8 protein-coding genes and 1 riboswitch are annotated in these 18,160 nt (G+C 34.9%); all 8 genes read left to right on the top strand.

From position 1 onward, the window contains the following. Nucleotides 1-7: 7 nt before the first annotated feature. Entirely contained in the window at nt 8-586 is a 579-nt protein-coding gene (locus GX308_06675; GenBank protein ID NLK21758.1) for an aminodeoxychorismate/anthranilate synthase component II, read from the top strand. Beyond that, entirely contained in the window at nt 580-1,596 is a 1,017-nt protein-coding gene (gene trpD / locus GX308_06670; GenBank protein NLK21757.1) for an anthranilate phosphoribosyltransferase, read from the top strand. The genes GX308_06675 and trpD overlap by 7 nt, the downstream gene beginning before the upstream one ends. After that, complete coding sequence (gene trpC, locus GX308_06665) at nt 1,593-2,372, top strand: indole-3-glycerol phosphate synthase TrpC (GenBank protein ID NLK21756.1); 780 nt, start codon at nt 1,593-1,595, stop codon at nt 2,370-2,372. The genes trpD and trpC overlap by 4 nt, the downstream gene beginning before the upstream one ends. Continuing rightward, nucleotides 2,356-2,958: a phosphoribosylanthranilate isomerase gene (locus tag GX308_06660; GenBank protein NLK21755.1), complete on the top strand. Its 603-nt coding sequence runs from the start codon at nt 2,356-2,358 to the stop codon at nt 2,956-2,958. The genes trpC and GX308_06660 overlap by 17 nt, the downstream gene beginning before the upstream one ends. 74 nt (nt 2,959-3,032) lie before the next feature. Next, nucleotides 3,033-3,133, top strand: a riboswitch (SAM riboswitch). 76 nt (nt 3,134-3,209) lie between these two features. Next, the gene (locus GX308_06655) at nt 3,210-4,487 is read left to right on the top strand and encodes an O-acetylhomoserine aminocarboxypropyltransferase/cysteine synthase (protein ID NLK21754.1); all 1,278 of its coding nucleotides are present in this window, start codon (nt 3,210-3,212) and stop codon (nt 4,485-4,487) included. Between the two features lie 408 nt (nt 4,488-4,895). Continuing rightward, nucleotides 4,896-7,226, top strand: a complete 2,331-nt coding sequence (locus tag GX308_06650) for an alpha-amylase (GenBank protein NLK21753.1) — start codon at nt 4,896-4,898, stop codon at nt 7,224-7,226. A gap of 320 nt (nt 7,227-7,546) precedes the next feature. After that, nucleotides 7,547-9,538 carry a type I pullulanase gene (gene pulA, locus GX308_06645; protein NLK21752.1) on the top strand — a complete coding sequence of 664 codons (1,992 nt, stop codon included), beginning with the start codon at nt 7,547-7,549 and terminating at the stop codon, nt 9,536-9,538. 38 nt (nt 9,539-9,576) lie between these two features. Next, a complete protein-coding gene (pulA, locus tag GX308_06640) occupies nt 9,577-18,057 on the top strand; it encodes a type I pullulanase (protein ID NLK21751.1) in 8,481 nt (2,826 codons plus the stop codon). Nucleotides 18,058-18,160: the final 103 nt, after the last annotated feature.

The raw sequence follows: 18,160 nt of genomic DNA, 5'->3' as shown, positions 1-18,160 counted from the left end.
GGATGTTATGATTTTATTAATCGATAACTATGATTCTTTCACATATAACTTATACCAATATTTAGGTAGGTATGAAAAAAACATAAAAGTGGTCAGAAATGATGAAATATCCATAGAAGAAATCAAAAAGTTAAATCCTAATCATATTGTGATATCTTCAGGACCTAAGACTCCAAAACAAGCAGGTATATGCCTAGAGGTAATAAGGAATCTTTACAAGGAAACCCCTATTCTTGGTATAGGGCTTGGGCATCAGTGTATAGGAGCAGCTTTCGGGGCTAAAATTGATTATGCAAGGGACTTTTTTCATGGGAAGACATCCATCATAATGCATAAAGGAAGAGGGATTTTTGAAGGGATAAAAAACCCCATGAAGGTTGTAAGATATCATTCTCTAGCAATTAGAACAGATACTATTCCGGATTATTTTGAAATAGGGGCAGTTTCGGAGGATAGAGAAGTGATGGCAATTTCACATAGGGAATATCACCTAGTGGGATTGCAATTTCACCCAGAATCCATATATACCCCCGATGGAATTAAAATAGTAGAAAATTTCTTAAGAAAGGAGAGTCTTATATGTTAAAAGATGCAGTTGAAAGGGTTTTAGAAGGAAAACATTTAACAGAATCAGAAATGATTAATGCCATGGAAAGTATTATGGGAGGAGAAGTATCCCCCATTTTAATTGGAAGTTTTCTAACAGCCCTTAAGATGAAGGGAGAGACCCCAGATGAAATTACTGGTGGTGCCATAGTGATGAGAAACAAAGCTGAGAGAATTAAATTAGATAATTACTATACCCTAGATACTTGTGGAACTGGAGGGGACTGTGCAGGAACTTTTAATATATCTACAGCTGTAGCTTTTATAGCAGCGGCAGCAGGAATATATGTGGTTAAGCATGGCAACCGTTCCGTATCTAGTAAAAGTGGTAGCGCTGATGTCTTAGAGGCCCTAGGGGTAAATATTGCCCTTACTCCAAGTCAGGTAGAAGAATGTATTAGAGCTCATAATATAGGTTTTTTATTTGCTCCAACTTTCCATAAAGCAATGAAATATGCCATAGCTCCAAGAAAAGAATTAGGTTTTAGAACCATATTTAATATCCTAGGCCCCCTTACAAATCCAGCTAATGCCAAATCACAAGTATTAGGGGTATTTGATGAAAATTTAACGGAACCCATGGCACAGGCTCTTCTTAATCTAGGGGTAGACCACGCTATGGTGGTTCATGGAATGGATGGTCTTGATGAAATTACTATAATGGATAAAACTAAAGTAACAGAACTTAAAAACAAGGAAATAAAAACTTACTATATATCCCCCGAGGCATATGGAATAAAAATTTGTAAAAAAGAAGAGATTAGTGGGGGGGATTCCTTAGAAAATGCAGAAATAATAAGGGAAATTTTAGAAGGGAGAGAAGGGCCCAAAAGAGACATCGTTCTTTTAAATGCAGGAGCTGCTCTCTACGTAGGAAAAAAGGCAAAAAACATCGAAGAAGGAATAGACTTAGCCAAGGAACTTATAGAAGAAGGATATGTTCTTAGAAAGCTAAATGAATTTAGAGAATATACAAGGAGATTGTTATGATATTAGATAAAATAGTAAAAAGGAAAAAAGAAAGGGTAGAAAAATTCAAAAAAAGCGTGACTATTTCTTTTTTAGAAGAAAAAGCAAAACTTAAAAAAGCCCCACCATCTTTTTATAAGGCTATGGCAAAACCAAATCTGTCTATTATAGGAGAGGTTAAAAAGGCCTCTCCTTCCAAAGGTATTATTAAGGAAAACTTTAACCCCATAGAAATAGCAAAACAATATGAAACCTGTGTGGATGCTATTTCTGTTTTAACAGAAGAAGAATTCTTTTTAGGTTCTTCTAGCTATCTCAAGGAAATCCATGAAAAAACAAATCTACCTTTGCTTAGAAAGGATTTTATAATAGACCCCATTCAAATCTACGAGGCAAGGGTTTTAGGGGCTAGTGCCGTACTACTCATAGCTTCTATATTAGATGATAGTAAACTTAAAGAGTATATAAATCTTACTCATTCTCTTTATATGGATGCTTTGATAGAAGTTCATGATGAACTGGAACTAGAAAGGGTCCTTAATACCAATGGAGTTATAATAGGAATTAACAATAGAAATCTAAAAGACTTTAAAGTAGATATAAACACTACCATAAACCTAAGTAGGAAAATACCTAAAGATAAGCTAATAATAAGCGAAAGTGGCATTTTATACAAAGAAGACATAATTAAACTCAAAAAAGCCAATATCAATGGAGTTTTAGTAGGGGAAAGCTTTATGAAGTCAGAAGATATCGATAAAAAAACAAAGGAGTTTAGGGATGCTTACAATACCTAAAATAAAAATTTGCGGACTTAAAAGTCCACAACAGATAAAAATGATAAATAAATATGATGTAAATTATATAGGCCTTGTATTTGCAAAAAGTAAAAGAAGGATATCCCCAGATATTGCAAAAGAAATGAAAGTTCTTTTAAGACATGATATAAAAGCTGTGGGAGTATTTGTAGATACTCCCATAGAAGAGGTGAACCAATTGATAAAATATTGTAATTTAGATATAGTACAGCTTCACGGAAGTGAAAGGCCAAAGGAGTGCTCAAAATCCATAGTCCCAGTATGGAAAGCATTTTCAATCAAAGAAAAGCTAGAACCTACTTTATTAGAAGACTATAAGGCTGTAGATGGGTTTGTATTTGATAGCAGCAGCGGAGGCTCTGGAAAAACCTTTTCGTGGGATTTGATAAAAGGCGTATCAAAAAACCATTTTATAATCCTGGCGGGGGGATTAAACAGCAAAAACATAAGAGCCGCTATGGATGAAGTACAACCCCAAGTTGTAGATGTAAGCTCAGGGGTAGAAACAGATGGTAAAAAAGACGGAGAAAAAATTAGAGAATTTATTATGAAAATTAAAATTTAAAAATAATCCAAAAGGGTATTGACAAATGAAACTTTAATTCTTATAATTCATATAAAAATACTATGAATAAAAAACTCTTATCAAGAGTGGTGGAGGGACTGGCCCGATGAAACCCGGCAACCTGAATAAACGAGGTGCTAAATCCTGCAGCATGTTTTATGCTGAAAGATAAGGGAGAAGAAATATAACTCTCCTATTATCTTCCTAGGGGAGTTTTTTATACATAGTCACCATTGAAAGGAGAATGTATCATGAGTAAGAAGAAGTATCAATTCGACACAATACAGGTTCATGGAGGACAGGAAGTAGATAAAACAACAGGCTCAAGGGCTGTTCCCATTTACCAAACAACTTCCTATGTTTTTAATGACACGGATCATGCAGAAAATCTATTTGCCCTTAAGGAAACAGGAAATATTTATACAAGAATTATGAATCCTACAACGGATGTGTTTGAAAAAAGGATGGCACAGTTAGAAGGAGGAGTAGGGGCTTTAGCTGTAGCATCTGGTTCGGCGGCTATAACCTATGCTATAACTAATATTTTGGGATCAGGAAATGAAATTGTTGCAGCATCCACATTATATGGGGGAACTTATAATCTATTTTCCAATACCCTCCCACGCTTTGGCATTCATACCCACTTTGTAGACCCAGATAACCCGGAAAACTTTAGGGCGGCAATCAATGAAAAAACAAGGGTAATTTTTATAGAGTCTATTGGAAACCCAGGGATAAACATTATAGATATAGAAGCTATAGCAAAAATTGCCCATGAAAATAAAATTCCCCTTATTGTTGATAACACTTTTGCCACTCCGTATCTGCTTAGGCCCATTGAATATGGTGCGGACATTGTTGTTCATTCTGCAACAAAATTTATTGGAGGTCATGGAACATCCATAGGAGGAGTCATAGTAGACTCAGGAAACTTTGATTGGGAAAGCAGTGGTAAATTTTCCGATTTCACCAAACCTGATAGAAGTTACCATAACATTCAATACACAAGGGCACTTGGAAATCTTGCTTATATAGTCAAAGCAAGAGCGACTCTCCTAAGAGATACTGGAGCAGCCCTTAGTCCTTTTAATTCCTTTTTGTTTCTACAAGGTCTTGAAACCCTGTCCCTACGGGTAAGGACCCATGTAGCTAATGCTAAAAAAGTAGCTGAATTCTTACAAAACCACCCAAATGTTTCTTGGGTAAATTATCCTGGACTACCAGAGAACAAATATTATGAGTTGGCTAGAAAGTATTTACCGAAAGGAGCGGGTTCTATCTTTACCTTTGGAATCAGAGGGGGGGAGAAAAAGGCCAAAGAATTTATCAATAAATTAGAGTTATTTTCAAACTTAGCAAATGTAGCAGATGCAAAGTCCTTAGTGATTCACCCAGCTAGTACCACCCATCAACAATTATCGAAAGAAGATCAGCAAAGGGCGGGGGTAACTCCCGATACGATTAGATTATCCATAGGGATAGAGGATGTAGAAGATTTAATCGGAGATATAAGATATGCATTAGAATAAAAGATGCCTGCTGTGCAGGCGTTTTTTATTGATTTTGTGCAATCGTTTTACTAAAAAAAGAAAAGAATAGTAAGGAATTTCTAAAATATGTTTAATTAACTAGCTATGTTTCAAAATATAAACAAATATATAATAAGAGGTCCAAATAATATAGTAAAAATATCTAAAAAATATTGAAATAAATTCTGTAATATGATATTCTTAATGCAAGCGATTTCACAAAACACGTGAAATCCTACACTCAATTCCTTTTATCACAACTTATAATTAAAATAAACTTCTTATTTATCTTCCAATGCAAAATATGAGATTTTAATAAAGGAGGGCGGATTTTATACAAGGGTTTTTTAGAAGCGTGCTTGGAAGTAATAAGGATTTTAAATAGGAAACTTATAAGGAGCAAAAAGAATGAAAAACAAAGTTTTAAAAAGATTTATTGCATATACTTTAATTGCTTTTAGCATTTTCTTTACTCTGCCAGCCATAGATTATGGATTTAATGATGCTCCTATAGCCTATGCAGCTGGACAGTATAATTTACCCTTAAAAACTGAAGATGGGGTTATGTTACATGCTTATATGTGGAGATTTAAAGATATAAAAAATATGCTGCCAGAAATTGCACAGGCGGGATATAACTCTATTCAGGTATCCCCGGTTCAAGGCACAAAAGGTACAGGACAATGGTGGCTTTTATATCAACCTACGAATTTTCACATCGGGAATGCTCAATTAGGCAGTTATAACGATTTTAAAGATTTATGTAATGAAGCAAAAAAATATGGCATTGATATTATTGTAGATGTTGTCTTAAACCATGTGGCTGAAGGTAATAGCCCGGGACAATGGTCAGATGCTGTAGCAGCTGAGTTAAAGCGCCATGAACTTTATCATAACCGAGGTGCTATTGGTAACTATAAAGATAGGGAACAGGTGACACAACAAAACCTTGGGGGGCTGCCAGATTTAGCAACCCAAAGGCAAGACGTTCAGGATATGCATATAGCTTTTTTAAATGAATGTATTGACGCCGGGGCAGGGGGCTTTAGATTTGACGCAGCAAAACATATAGAAACCAATAAGTATGAAGATGCAGGAAAGCCTTGGCAAGGTAATTATTGGGACAGAGTCCTAGGTAGTATTAGAAACAAAGATAGTTTATATCTTGTCGGAGAGGTTTTACCAGATAGTGGAGATAATTATCAGGCATACTTAACGTATTTTGATATTACGGCCCATGGATACGGTGGATCCCTAAGAAATGCTGTAACATCAAAGAACTTGACAGGACTTGGCACTATCAATCATGGAAATCATACTCTACCAGCGAATAAATCTTTTGTATATGTAGAAAACCATGATGACTATGAACATAATGTTTCAAGAAGCCTAGGGCAATGGGAAAGAAAAATGGCTTTTGCTGTTGCGGCAGCTAGGGCAGAAGTGACCCCAAGATTTTTAGCTAGACCTTTAGAAGCACTATGGAAAGACGCGGATGTTGTAGCTGTAAATAAATTCCGTAATGCTATGGTAGGAAAAGATGAATATTTAAGATGGACAAGAAATGAAACCATGATTATTGAACGTGGTAATGCGGGGATGGTTATCGTTAATGTTGGGGGAAATGCATATATCGATTCTCCAACTAGACTAAAGGATGGAGTTTATACAAATAAAGCTACAGGTAATGCCACATTACAGGTAACTAACGGAAAAGTTAGAGGGGATATACCAGGAGGCAGTATAATAGTACTATATAATGAAAATGGTAGTGGTAATGATGGAGATAACAGTGGAGACGATAAGGAACCTACTATTCTAGGAGATACAGTTGCAATAAATCCAGCAACTCCTATCATCGGGCAAAGCTTTACCTTAACATACAATGCAAAAAATCGCCCGCTTCATGGTGCATCTATAGTTAAGGCTCATTGGGGATATGATGGCTGGAAGGGTGTAACCCAAACTAATATGATATCAAAAGGCAATAATATTTGGGAAGTAACCCTAAATGTCCCTACCCAAGCCCAAAACAAAATAGATATTGTATTTACCGATGGTAGCAGATGGGATAATAATGATAGTAAGGATTGGAGTATTGGCGTTAAAGAGGACGAAGGCGGGGGCGAAGTTGAGGATCCAATAGTAATTCCAACAAAGACTCTTAGCTATAATGTAGAAGGAAATACTATTAAAGTTATATATTATGCAAAAGACCGTCCACTTCATGGTGCATCTATAGTTAAAGCCCATTGGGGATATGATGGCTGGAAGGGAATAACCCAAACCAGTATGACATCCAAAGGTGAAAATATTTGGGAAGTAATTTTAAATATCCCTAGCCAAGCCCAAAATAAAATAGACATTGTATTTACCGATGGTAGTAAGTGGGATAATAATAATAATAAGGACTGGAGTATTAAAACTGAGAAAGATAATGGTGAAGGGCCTATAATTCCGACGGAAACCTTTGGCTATAAAACAGAAGGAAATACCATTAAGATTACATATTATGCAAAGGATCGTCCACTACATGGTACATCCGTAGTTAAAGCATACTGGGGGTATGATAATTGGAACGGTATTAGTGAAACTAATATGATATCTAAAGGCAATAATATTTGGGAAGTAACCTTGCAGATACCGGCCCAGGCACGAAATAAAATAGACATAGTATTTAATGACGGCAGTAGATGGGATAATAATAATAATCGGGATTGGGCTATACAAATAAGATAAAATGTTATAACAAAGGACTGTTAATACTTAGGATATATTAGCAGTCTTTTGAAATTCTTTTTATAGGACAAACGGTTTAATTGACGGGATATAAAAAAGCTATAAAATAGTAAAATTATAGAAAAACATATAGGTATTAAGAAATGTACTTTAAATATACATAAATATTAGGATTTTAGTCCTAAGCCATTGGTTATTTTATATAAGAAAATATTGCATAGGTATAAATTATATGGTAACATATTAATAATTAGTGCAATCGGTTGCATTTGTATTATATTCTACATATTTTAAAAATAGACTTCCTTGGGGGGGATAAGATGAATTATTATGCCGGAGAAGATCTAGGAGTAATCTATAACTTAAAGTATTCTACTTTTAAAGTATGGGCACCTACTGCTAAAAAGGTAACTTTATGCCTATATGATGGTCCGGGAAAATACAACAATCTAGGACTTATAGAAGACCATACCAGTGACAATCAAATAGATATGAAACAAGATGTGGATGGAGTATGGGTAGTTACTGTAAATAAAGACTTGGAGAAAAGGTACTATATGTATAAAGTAGAACATGAAGATGGAAGAATAGACTATTCCGTGGATCCCTATGCTAGGGCAGTATCAGCCAATGGTCAACGGGGAGTGGTTATTGATTTAGACAAGACCAATCCAAAAAATTTTAATCCAAATAAAAGGCCTCCTATGCTAAATCCAACAGATGCAATTATTTATGAACTTCACATAAGAGATTTCTCCATAGGTGAAAATTCAGGGATGAAAAATAAGGGTAAGTTTTTGGCCTTTACAGAGGTAGGTACAAGATATAAGGATATATCTACTGGAATTGAACATCTAAAAGAATTGGGGATTACCCATGTTCATTTACTGCCTGCCTATGATTTTAAAACAGTAAATGAATTAGCAGTAGATGATAAAAATTCTACTGAGCCCAAATTCAATTGGGGGTATGACCCTCAAAATTATAATGTGCCAGAAGGTTCTTATGCTACTGATCCTACCGATCCAATAGCTCGCATTAAAGAGTTTAAACAAATGGTTCAATCCCTTCATGATAATGGAATTCGTGTAATTATGGATGTGGTATATAATCATACTTTTGAAATACAGGATGGACCATTTAATAAGATTGTTCCCAAATATTATTATCGTATGGATGATGAAGGTAATTTCACTGACGGTTCATTCTGTGGTAATGAAGTAGCCTCAGAAAAACCTATGGTAAGAAAGTATATTATAGATTCTGTTAAGTATTGGGTAAAGGAATATGGAATTGATGGATTTAGATTTGACCTTATGGGACTTATTGATATAGACACCATGGAGCAGTTGACGCAGGAACTTCATAAAATTGATCCAACTATCTTAATCTATGGTGAACCTTGGATAGCAGCCCCTACGCCTCTACCTAAAGAACTTCAAACCCTAAAGGGCACACAAAAAGATAAAAGTTTTGCTGTGTTCAATGATAATGTTCGTAATGCAATTCGTTCTCCAAAAGGTAATGGAAACGGTCGTGATCAAGGATTTGCAACAGGGGGAGTTAATCAGGAAAAGGATGTTATAGAAGGAATAAAGGGAGCTATAGATGATTTTGCTAATTCTCCTACAGAATGTATTAATTATGTAGCAGCCCATGACAACCTTAATATCTGGGATAAAGTGGTGGCGGATATATATAGGGAGTTAGATCCTAAGAAAGATAAAAAACCCCATGAATTTATTAAAGAAGAAGAGCTGCTAGATAATGAAGGGGTAAGAAGAGTTCTTCTAGCTCATGGCATAGTTTTGACCTCTCAAGGAATACCTTTTATCCATGCAGGGGATGAATTTTTAAGAAGTAAGTTTGGAAATCATAATAGCTTTAAAAGTTCCGATGATATCAATAAGATACGTTGGGAGTTAAAATCAAAATATAAGAAGGTATTTGACTATCATAAAGGATTAATAGCCTTAAGAAAGGCTCATCCAGCATTTAGAATGACAACAAAAAAACATATTAAAGAAAACCTTGAGATAATAGAAGCAAAGGATAATATAATCGCCTTTAAACTTAGAAATTTTTCTAATAAAGACATATGGAAAAATATTATAGTTATTTACAATGCTAATAAGGAAAAAAGGATAATAAACCTTCCAGAAAACACAGATAGTTGGAACGTAGTAGTTGATGAAAAAAAGGCAGGTACAAAAGCATTAAGAACAATCAATTCTAAAAATATGGAGATTGCTCCTATTTCTATGATGGTTCTTTATGATGAAGAAGTATCTAATGGGGAGGGATGTTTCTAAATATAAAGGTAACATGATTTTAAATCTAGAAGGGAGAAATGAAAGTGAAAGGTAAATCACAAAAAGTTATTTCGTGGATACTAACCTTAAGTATGATGGTAGGCTTATTCGTTGGGATTATACCTAACAAAGAAGCAAAAGCTTCGGCAAGTTCCGTTTCCATTGCAGGAGATTTTAATGGATGGAATCCAGATGCCAACCTCTTAACAACGGTATCAGAAGGGGTATGGGAGGGAACTATTGAAATACCCGAAGCTAAAACGTATGGATATAAAGGGGTTGTAGATGGAAAGGATTGGCATGGGTTTAAAATTGTGGATGCTGGAGGTAATAGCACCTTTGATACAACCACAGAAAATCAAAATGTAAAGTTTACATTTTATGAAGGTATTAATGTCGTTTTAGATGATATAAACTATCCAAATGGATTAGTACCTACCATAGTAGGAGCCGCTGAGGCTTTTGGAAATTGGAATCCAGAAAGTTCAAATGCAAAGATGGAATGCGTCGAAGGAACTGTTTTTAAATATGTATATGATGTTCTAAGACCAGGAGAAACTCTTGAATTTGCAATTATTTTAAATCCTCAAAATGCCAGTGATTGGGATTATAAAATTAGTGATGGATTAAATAATCTAAAGTTTACAAATTCATCAGATGAAGCAAAGGATATCAGTATTTATTTTGATGCTTCTAAAGGATATGGTAAGGATAGTGTTACTGATACACTCCCACAAAAGCCACTTCCAACAGAAAAGCCTAAATTAAATAGTTCAACACCACAGGATGGAGAAACTAATGTTTTACCAACTACAAAACAAATAGACTTTAAATTTAATAAAAATGTTTCCGTAGAGGACGATGGTAAAATTGTTATTTCACCAGAAGTACCATTTACTACTTCTATGGTAAACAATAATACGCTTAGAATTTCTTTAAAAGAATTCCTTAAGGTTAAGACCTCTTACACAATTACTGTAGGAGAAGGTAGCATTAAAGATGAAATAGGTAATGTTAATGATGAAGAAAAATTAAGTTTTACAACAGCAGATGAACTTATTGAAACTCCGAAAGTTAATGGAGATGGAACTGTAACCTTTAAAGCAAAATATGATGGAGATGAGTTGTATATTGTCGGCTCATTAAATGGATGGGACAATACAGGAATCCCTATGGCTAAGAACGGTGAAGGAATGTTTGAAAAAACTATTCCCCTTGCACCGGGAATCTATGAATATAAGTTTAATACTGTATCAGGAGAATGGAAAAATGACTTCATTGATCCTTTAAATCCAAACATGTCAAATGGTAACAGTATGTTAGTGGTTCCAGGGCTTACAAGTTCTATTCCTTCCGAGGCACCTTTAGGAGATACAATTACCTTAGAGGCAGAATTCCTAAATGAAGATGGAAACAAACAAAAGGTATCTCCCGTATGGACATTAAAAGAAGCAATAAATAATGTATCCATAGAAGGTGATGTGCTAAAAATTGGAACAGACGCAACTCCAAACACAAAAATTACCATTGTTGGAACCTATGAAGGATATAAGATTGAAAGAGCTATAACTATTTTAGAAAACATGTATACATATACTATCCACTACTTTAGATATGATGATAAATCATTAGATTGGGATATGTGGATTTGGTCAGAAGGTAAGAATGGGGAAGCATATAAATTTAAAAATGAACTAGATGAAGAAGGTTTTGCCGTTGGTATTGTTAAATATACAGAACCTAAAATCAGCATAATCACAAGATTAGGAGAAAATTGGACGGCACAAGAAGAAGAAAGGGAAATAGAAATACCAAAAGGGGAGGATTCTACAGAAGTATGGATTGTTCAGGGAGATAAAACAGTATATACTAGTCGACCTGATACTTCTAAGAGAGTTATGAGTGCCCTAGCAGACTCTAAAACAAAAATAGTATGTTCTACCACTCATGCAATCGAAGGAAATACTATAAATGCTACTCTAGAAGATTCCCAAGGAAATACTATACCCGTAACAACGAAAAAATTAACTGATAAATTATTTGAAGTAACAACAAAAAAAGATATAGATGTAACTGAAGCTTATGAAATATTCATAGAAGGATTTAATTCTTCTAAGGTTACTATGAGAGATGTTTTAAATGATTCCGAGTTTGTATATAAAGGAAATGATTTAGGATTATCTTATAATCGAAATACATCTACCTTTAAGGTATGGGCACCAACAGCTAAACAAGTAAGTGTAGCTTTATATAATGAAGCGGGTACCTATAATAATGCAGGAATAGTAACGGACCATACCGATGGCGACGAGACAGAAATGACAAAAGTATCCGCTGGAGTATGGGAGATTACTATACCTCAGGATTTAGAATCAAAATATTACATGTATAAAGTTGAATTTGCAGATGGAACTGTTAACTATGCGATAGATCCATATGCAAAGGCAGTTTCAGCGAATGGTCAAAGAGGAGCAGTAATTGATTTAAACAAAACTAATCCTAGTGGTTTTGATCCAATGGATAAGCCATTCATGATTAATTCAACCGATGCTGTTCTTTATGAGCTTCATGTAAGAGACTTCTCCATTGGCGAAAATTCAGGAATGGTTAATAAGGGTAAGTTTAAGGCATTTACAGAAACGGGAACAAAATATAATGGGGTAAAAACAGGCGTTGACCATCTAAAAGAACTAGGAGTTACCCATGTTCATTTGCTTCCTGCTTATGACTTTAAAACAGTTAATGAATTAACAGTTGATGATGAAAGTTCTAAAAATCCAAAGTTTAACTGGGGATACGATCCGCAAAACTACAATGTACCAGAAGGATCATATTCTACAGACCCAACTAATCCAGAAGCTAGAGTAAAAGAGTTTAAAGAAATGGTTCAAACACTTCATGATAATGGAATACGTGTAATCATGGACGTAGTATACAACCATACCTTTGAAATCGAAGAAGGTCCATTTGATAAGATAGTCCCAGGTTATTATTATCGTACAGATAACTATGGTAAATTTACCAATGGTTCCGGTTGTGGGAATGAAGTTGCTTCCGAAAGGCCAATGGTTCGTAAGTTTATCAAGGACTCTGTAAGATATTGGTCGGAGGAATATGGTGTTGATGGATATAGATTTGACCTTATGGGCCTTATCGATATAGATACCATGGAACAAATAACAACGGAACTTCATAATGAGATAGATTCAACCCTTTTAATTTATGGAGAACCATGGACAGCAGGAGGTAGCCCTTTAGCAGCAGAACTCCAAACCCTAAAAGGAAGTCAAAAGGATAAAAACTTTGCGGTGTTTAATGATAATCTTCGTAATGCCGTTCGCTCAGCTAGTGGGAATGGAAATGGCAAGGATCCAGGTTTTGCAACAGGGGCAACTGGACAAGAGGATAGGGTGGTACAGGGTATAAAAGGTGCCATAGATGATTTTACTAATGCTCCTACAGAAAGCATTAACTATGTTGCAGCTCATGATAACTTAAATATTTGGGATAAGGTAATGGCGGATATGAATAAGGCCCTAAAACCTGAAACTACCACAAATCCCCATGCTATAATTACTGAATCTAATCCTTTAGAGAACGAGGCAGTAAGAAGAAGCTTATTGTCAAATGGTATAGTATTTACATCCCAGGGGATTCCATTTATCCATGCAGGGGATGAAATGCTAAGAAGTAAATATGGAGATCATAACAGCTATAAAAGTTCTGATGAAATTAATAAAATTCGTTGGGAACTAAAGACAGAGTATGAAAAAGTATTTGATTATTATCAAGGATTAATAGAACTTAGAAAAAATCATCCTGCCTTTAAGATGACAACGAAAGAAGCAATAAACAATAATCTACAAATTATCCATGCTAATGGTAATGTGATTGTATTTAAATTAAAGAACTTTGCCAATGGAGATCCATGGAAGAATATTGTTGTTATTTACAATGCAAATAAAACTAAACAAGTGGTAAATCTCCCCAATGACTCTTCTGTATGGAATATAGTTGTTGATGAAACAGCAGCAGGGGTAGAAACCATAGGAGTCGTTAATGGAAATGCAGTTGAAGTTGCACCTCTTTCTATGATGGTACTATATGATATAGCTGATGACTATGAACCTGTAGCGACTACCATTGAAATAGAAGAAGATGCAATAGGCTTGGAGGCTGGAAGTACAAAGACCATAACAGCAGTTGTAAAAGACCAAAAAGGAAGAATAATGCAAAATCAAAATATCACTTGGATTTCTTCTGATGAGTCAGTAGCAACTGTAACAAATGGAAGAATCCAAGCGATATCAGAAGGAAAAGCAATTATTACAGGAATTTCAGGAGAACTTCAAGATACTGTAGAAGTAAATGTAGGAAAATTAAATCCGATGCAGATTACTTTAACAGGGCAAGAAGCAGTATACGAAACCACAAGTATTCAACTAAAAGCTGAAGTATTTGACCAGTATAATCAGAAAATCCTAAGCCCTACTATTACATGGACATCTTCTGATGCAAACATTGCAACAGTAGATACAACAGGAAAGGTTTTAGGTGTAAAACCTGGTAGAGTAATCATCACAGCAAAAAGTGGAAATGTAGAGGCAGAAAAAGAGATTGTAGTTAAAAAATATGAGCAAAGAGCTATTGAATTAAAATATGTAAGAGAAGATGGAAAATATGAAGACTGGAATCTGTGGGTATGGGGCACAGGTACAGAAGATGTAGATCAAGTTGATTTCACTGAAATAAATTCTGATTATGCTAAGACAACCATAAAAGTAGCTCCAGGGGTTACTAGTGTAGGTTTTATTGTAAGAAAGGGAACCGATTGGGATACTGCTAAACAAGATATCCAAGACGATAGATATATTACTCTTCATCCAGAGCAAGTAATAACAAAAGTTACAGTTAGAAGCATGGTAAAAGAATTACTTGTTGTGCCTTATGTAAGTGGACCAGTCTTAAGGGATGGAGATATTACCTTCTATTATAGGGATGAAGAGCTCTATAAAGAAGATAAGTTAGACACCATTGAAAAGGTAGAGGTAGTTATAAATGGTATTGCTTACGAAATGATCTATGATAAGCAAAATGAGTATTTCAAATATACCATTAAAAATGCCGAGGAAGGTATTTATGAATACCTATTTAGGATTATTAAAGATGGCGAAACAATAGAAATAAGTGACCCTAAAAACACTGATGATACTGGAAAGTCAATTATTGAGATTGTTAAGCTGGACTTAGATATCAAGGTGGCTGTAGAACCAAAGGTTATTGATTATAATCAAAATGCTGTACTTACTCTTGATATAAAAAACACAAAAACCGGTGAAGATGTAAAGGCAAAAGAAATCCATGTTGATTTAAGTACTATTGGTGGAAGCAATAAGGTGGAAATACCTACGGAGTTAAATGCTGTTACGATTGCAGTTTCGCAGAAGGTTGCAGCAGGAGTTAAAACACTTCCAATAGAAATATTAGACGAATATGGAATAGTTCATAGAACTTCTACAAATGTGGAAGTAAAAACAAGAGCTAAAACTAAAAAGGCAGACTTTGATTGGGATGAGGCTGTAATCTACTTCATGCTAACTGATAGATTCAATGATGGAGATAAATCCAATAATGATCCATATGGTATAGGGGATTATGATTTAGATGCTCCTGGTGCATATCACGGAGGAGACTTTAAGGGAGTTACACAAAAATTAGACTACTTAAAACAATTAGGGGTTAATACCATTTGGATTACTCCTATAGTAGAAAATATTAAACATGATGTAAGATTTTATCAAGATCCGCATATTACTCCTTTCTATGGATACCATGGATATTGGGCAAGCAATTTTGAAAGGCTTAATCCTCATTTGGGAACTGTAGAAGAATTCCATAATCTAATCGATGCAGCTAATGAAAAAGGCATTAAGATTATGGTAGACGTAGTTATCAACCATGCAGGATATGGTTTAAGGGTAGTTGAAGAGGACTCAGATAGTGTCATCGGATATCCAACAGATGAAGATAGGGATAGATTTAAGGGAATGTTTAGAGAAAACCCTGTAGATGGAGATGACATTACAGGAGAATTATCAGGGCTTCCAGACTTCATAACAGAAGATCCAGAAGTTAGGGATCAAGTTATTAGTTGGCAAGTTGCTTGGGTTGATGAAATCGCAAGAACTTCTAAGGGAAACACCATAGATTATTTCCGTGTAGATACTGTAAAGCATGTTCAAAATGAAATGTTGGTAGCATTTAAGAATGCCTTAACCAAAGTTAAACCGGACTTTAAAATGATAGGTGAATCATACGGTGCAACACCCGGAAATGATTTAGGACATCTAAGTAATGGAAAGATGGATTCTTTACTTGATTTTGATTTTAAATATAAGGCTGCAGACTTCGTAAATGGAAATATTGATGGAGTAGAAAGCTATTTAGAAAATCGAAACCAAGTAATAGGCAATGATTATATGTTCGGCCAATTCCTTGGAAGTCATGATGAAGATGGATTTTTAACCCGCGTAGGAAATGACAAGAATAAGCTTAAGATAGCGGCTTCCCTTCAGGCTACATCTAAGGGGCAACCGGTTATTTACTACGGTGAAGAATTAGGTTTAGGTGGGAAGAGTAACTATCCATATTATGACAACCGTTATGATATGCCATGGGATGAAGTAGAAGGCAACGATGTTCTATCTCACTACAGAAAGATATTTAGTGCAAGACAAAAATATTTAGATATATTTGCGAAAGGGAACCGCACAAAATTGGCAGGCTCCAATGCTGATGGATATCTTGTATTTGAAAGAAAACACAAGAATGAATCTGTTTTAGTTGGATTAAATCTAGGAGATGCCAAAGGGTTAGAATTATCAGTACCATTTGCTAAAGGGGAAGAAATAGAAGAAACATACGGTGGTAAAAAGTATACAGTGGGTGAAGAAGGTACAGTGGTTATAACTCTCCCTTCTATGGAAGATGGGGGAACCTTTATACTAGGTAAAATTAAGAAAGAAGAACCTAGCAAACCAGAAGAACCAGGAGACGGGGGTTCGGGAAGCTCCGGTGGTTCTAGTGGAGGCTCTCCTTCTAAACCTAAGGATAAGATAGTAGACAAAGTTAAAGACTTAGAGGATCTTAAGGATTTAGATAAGGTTACTTCTGAACAAGCCAATAAGATACTAGATAAGATATTAGATAAGGAAGTTAAGGTAAATAAAAAGCAGGCAGAATATATTTCTAATATCTTAAATCAAGTAGGACAATTAACACCTAAGGTAGAAGAAAAAGGTGGTAAAAAGGTTGTAAAAGCAGATAAAGAGGATTTGAAAAAGGCAATAGAAGATGCTAATAAAGCTTTGGAAAAAGTTATAAATAGTATCAAAGATATTAATAGTAAAGAAATAGAAACCCTCATAAAAGAGAATATAGCCATTACTATTAATATAGAAAATATAGATAAAAAAGATACTATAGAAGTTATGATTCCGGCTGATATTATGGCAGAACTAAAAGAAAAAGCCATTGCTCTTCAAATCAAAACTCCTAGTGGAGATATAGTTTTACCGGCAGGAGCTATTAGTAGCAATATCCTAATTAATGCGAAGGATATTCTTATAAATAGAGAACCCACCAAGGATATTGATATACTAAAGCAAAAACTAGCAAGCAAAAATAAAGGATTAATATCCTATGGAATACCATTTGATTTTGAGGCATTAGCTATAGATACCAATGGAAATAAAACTAAAATCAAACAATTTAACTATAAAGTTAAAGTGCGAATTCCAATGGATAAAAAGGATTTAGATAGTATTAAGGATAAACGTAAAGCAGGGGTTTATTATATAGGTGATAATGCTAATGTAGAATTTAAGGGTGGTAAATTTGAAGAAAATGCTATAATCTTTGAAACGGACCACTTTAGCACCTACATGGTGATGGAGTATAATAAGACCTTTACCGATATCCAAAACCACTGGGCAAAAGAGGTTATAGAAGTTTTAGCGGCGAGACATATTACCGGTGGAATAACAGAAAACTTATTTGCTCCAGACCAATTGGTAACAAGGGGTCAAATGGTAACTTTCATAGGTAGGGCCCTAGGAATTAATCCTAATAAGGAATATCAAAATCCATTTAGTGATTTAAAGGAAGATGCATACTATTATGGATATGCCCTAGCTCTTAGGGATGCAGAAATTGTAGGAGGATATTCCGATGGAACTTTCAGACCTGATGAAGCAATAAATAGAGAGCAAATGTTTACCATGATTATGGCAGCTTATAAATATTTAACACAAATTAATTTAAATGATATTTCAGGTTATGAAGAAGCGGACTTTGCAGATATGGATAAGGTCTCAAGCTGGGCTAGGGAAAGCATAAAGGCAGGAAGGGCTTTAGATATCGTTGGTGGGGTTGGCGATAATAAAGTTGATCCTAAAGGTAAAGCAACGCGTGCAGCTGTAGCAAAAATGATTGTAAAGCTAGTAGAATTAACAAATTAATAATAAAAAGAGTATGTCCTAGGACATACTCTTTTTATATAGTATTATCACCAGAAAGAGCAAATATATTTAATCGGTATAATAGGGGTATCCTAAGGTTCGC

Source organism: Candidatus Epulonipiscium sp. (assembly GCA_012519205.1).
GTDB lineage: Bacteria > Bacillota > Clostridia > Lachnospirales > Defluviitaleaceae > JAAYQR01.
Note: the sequence above shows the minus strand (reverse complement) of the source record. Positions and strands in the feature narration are given on the sequence as shown.

Coding starts and splice junctions, on each gene's coding strand:
- GX308_06650 (NLK21753.1), top strand. CDS start 4,896: ATGAAAAACAAAGTTTTAAAAAGATTTATTGCATATACTTTAATTGCT.
- GX308_06655 (NLK21754.1), top strand. CDS start 3,210: ATGAGTAAGAAGAAGTATCAATTCGACACAATACAGGTTCATGGAGGA.
- GX308_06660 (NLK21755.1), top strand. CDS start 2,356: ATGCTTACAATACCTAAAATAAAAATTTGCGGACTTAAAAGTCCACAA.
- trpD (NLK21757.1), top strand. CDS start 580: ATGTTAAAAGATGCAGTTGAAAGGGTTTTAGAAGGAAAACATTTAACA.
- pulA (NLK21751.1), top strand. CDS start 9,577: ATGAAAGTGAAAGGTAAATCACAAAAAGTTATTTCGTGGATACTAACC.
- GX308_06675 (NLK21758.1), top strand. CDS start 8: ATGATTTTATTAATCGATAACTATGATTCTTTCACATATAACTTATAC.
- trpC (NLK21756.1), top strand. CDS start 1,593: ATGATATTAGATAAAATAGTAAAAAGGAAAAAAGAAAGGGTAGAAAAA.
- pulA (NLK21752.1), top strand. CDS start 7,547: ATGAATTATTATGCCGGAGAAGATCTAGGAGTAATCTATAACTTAAAG.